General features: G+C 39.9%; 4 protein-coding genes. 3 read left to right on the top strand and 1 reads right to left on the bottom strand.

All coding sequences use genetic code 11. The annotated features are described in order from the left end of the window. Positions 1–227 precede the first annotated feature (227 nt). The 3 genes from KKD20_01150 (at position 228) to KKD20_01140 (ending at position 1,553) form a co-directional block, all read left to right on the top strand. A complete protein-coding gene (locus tag KKD20_01150; GenBank protein ID MBU4331714.1) occupies positions 228–725 on the top strand; it encodes a hypothetical protein in 498 nt (165 codons plus the stop codon). After that, positions 722–931: a hypothetical protein gene (locus tag KKD20_01145; protein ID MBU4331713.1), complete on the top strand. Its 210-nt coding sequence runs from the start codon at positions 722–724 to the stop codon at positions 929–931. Before KKD20_01150 ends, KKD20_01145 begins: the two co-directional genes overlap by 4 nt. A 94-nt stretch (positions 932–1,025) precedes the next feature. Further along, on the top strand, positions 1,026–1,553 hold the full coding sequence (locus KKD20_01140; GenBank protein ID MBU4331712.1) for a hypothetical protein: 528 nt from the start codon (positions 1,026–1,028) through the stop codon (positions 1,551–1,553). A 63-nt stretch (positions 1,554–1,616) separates the two neighbouring features. On the opposite strand, the gene KKD20_01135 is transcribed toward KKD20_01140, so the two are convergent. Beyond that, positions 1,617–2,263, bottom strand: a 647-nt coding sequence (locus KKD20_01135; GenBank protein MBU4331711.1) for a carboxypeptidase-like regulatory domain-containing protein, incomplete at its 5' end; no start/stop codon positions are given.

Raw genomic sequence — 2,263 nt, 5'->3', positions numbered from 1 at the left:
TTCATAAAGAGAAATTGAGAAATTGAGAAACTAGAAACTAAGGGATTCTTTTTCCTATTTTTTACAAAGAACAATATTTACCTCATCAGGCAAAAGTCCTTGGCCCCCTAAAATAAGGGGCTTGAGGTGGATTAGCTGTATTCTTTCTCTATCTTCACCCTATACTTATTTGGGGAATTTGTCAAGCACATTGACACATTCTGGAAAATTGCTATAATAGTTTTAGAATGCCAAAAGCAAAACAAACAATCTATTTGGAAACTTCAGTTATTTCGGCTTATTTTGATTTTAAAAAGCAAGACCCTATAAGAGAAGCTATTACCAGAGAATTTTGGCAGGAAGTTTTACCCTTTTATCAAATGTTTTTAGGAACTATTGCTTTATTAGAATTAGATGCTTTAGAGAAGAAATATAAAGTCAAAGTAATTGATTTTGTGAGTGGTATACCCGAATTAAAGATTAGTCCAAAAATTGAAGAAGTAGTTGATTTGTATTTTAAATATAACATTTTTCCAAAAGTAAAAAGACCTGATGCTGTTCATGTCGCAGTTGCTTCTGTCAATAAGATTGATTTTTTGGTTTCTTGGAATCAGGAGCATATTACTAGACCTCACCGAACAAAGATAATTCAGGACTTTAATTTAAAACACAAACTTTTCGTTCCAGAAATTACTACGCCTGAAGCTTTATTATTAAGTCAAAGAGAGGAGAACAAAGAATTATGACCCAATCTTATTTATCACCAATTTTACAAGATAAGTATCAGTGGCAAGAGCAGGAATATAAGAGGACTAGAAATATGACCACTTCGCAGTATTTGAATTATGTCCAGAGTGAAGCCGAAAGGGTTATTACAGCTGCCGGTTATAGAAAGATGAAGCTTGGACCTTATTGCTTTAAAATAGTTACCAGAAGTATGTCTAAGAAGTGAGAATTTTTTAAATACCCCGCCTATTCCTCCGGACCCTCAAGACGGTTATGTTTGCGATAATGAAGGAGGAGACCCTTGCAGTATTATTTGCTATTTGGAGGCTCCTTGTCCTTTAGAACAAGGCACTTGTCCTTGCTATTTTGGAAAAGCATACTGTTATGTAACTGCTCCTAACCAAACCTGCTCCCTGGGCACGGCTCCCGGTGTTTGCCGCTTGCAGTTTGGGGATTCTAAAGACGCCTGCGCAGAAAATTTCTTCAGCTTTTCGCATGTGTATAGTTGCGCTGGTGCTTTGGACCCAAGCTGGAAAAACCCTTGTCCTGACCCCAGTATTATAGGCGGTTGTTGCGCCTTTGTTCCTAAAGTTCAGGTTTTGGATAATTGGGGGTGGTGTAATGGGACGTGTAGAGGGTATTGTGATAATGGCGTTACTCCATGTGATGAAGATGGGGATTGTGTTGGTAGCTGTAATCTTGTCGGTTGCTATGATGCGAGTGAGAATGATAATGATCCGTTGAATCCACTTATGAATGAATGCAATAAAGACCTTCCGAATGCAACCTATCCAAATTTAAATCCTTGGATATTCTTTAATGGTTATATTCTTGTTCCTCCTTCATAGAATTAAAAAACCAGAGATAAGTTTCATCCCTGGTTTTGGTTAAAGTTTTTGTCCTCACCTGTTTCAATTCTCGGTAATTAGGATAACTACCTTTTGTTTTATGGAGGGGTTATTCGTGCTCCAATAGTAATATTCGATTCGTTTACCATTTTCTAGAATATTCCCCTCGGCCATAGTCCCGGCGTAATTATCAAAGTACACTTTATTGCCCCGTACTTCAAGATATCCCAACACTCCGGCGATTGGGCGGAGCACATATTTTTTATCCCTGAAACTACCGATTTCAATAGGTCCCTCCTTCTCTCCATTAGCAATACTCATCTTCCCCTCAAAATCCCATTTCTCTAAGGGAAAATTGAGGGTTTTTTGTTCTCCGGCATTGAGGGTAACTGTTTGCCTGGCTTCCTTGTGCAGAAGACCTTCAATTTTAACTTCGTAGGTTCCTGGGTCTAGTTGAAAAGTCCCGGAAACAGTCTGGGCCTGCTTTTCGTCATTGATAGAGATCCAAGCATCAGCCCAAAGAGGATAGGTGTTGACAACCAAGGTGGCAGGAACCGAAGCTTCGGGTATCAGCACCGCATCCACCCGAGCAGTCTCGCCAACCTTGACCACAACCTGGCCAGTCCAGTTCTCGCACCCTTGTTTATTAACCTCCACGGCATAGACCCCAGGAGCAAGGCCTTCCAAAAGCAGGGTTCCGTCAGTTTGAA

It is taken from the genome of Patescibacteria group bacterium (assembly GCA_018896645.1).
Taxonomy (GTDB): domain Bacteria; phylum Patescibacteriota; class Patescibacteriia; order UBA2591; family JABMQE01; genus JAHIMF01.
This window is presented reverse-complemented; position numbering and strand designations above follow the sequence as displayed.